Origin of the sequence: Flagellimonas flava (genome assembly GCF_050617915.1) — a bacterium.
Taxonomy (GTDB): Bacteria; Bacteroidota; Bacteroidia; order Flavobacteriales; family Flavobacteriaceae; genus Flagellimonas; species Flagellimonas flava_A.
The window spans coordinates 1-230 of the sequence record NZ_JBODQE010000234.1 but is presented as its reverse complement, the minus strand read 5'-3'; the positions used below and the strand labels follow the sequence as shown (position 1 = coordinate 230).

Annotated in this window: 1 pseudogene; it reads left to right on the top strand. The window is 41.7% G+C overall.

The features are described 5' to 3' along the window. Positions 1–138: pseudogene (locus ACRHOZ_RS21665) on the top strand (polyprenyl synthetase family protein); the annotation flags it as partial. Positions 139–230: the final 92 nt, after the last annotated feature.

The window sequence follows — 230 nt, the reverse complement described above, 5'->3', positions numbered from 1 at the left end:
GGCGGACTGGATTACGCCGTTACCAAAATGCTTGATTTTAAGGACGAGGCGCTGGCCTTACTGGACAACTACCGAGATTCCGAATACAAGAGTGCGCTTACTTTGATGGTCAACTACGTTGTGGATCGTAAAAAATAGATTTTGGTAGATGCTAGATGCTAGATGCTAGATGCTAGATGTCAGAAGGTTTAAAGCGCTCATTCTGTAACTATATCAGATTATAATTTCCA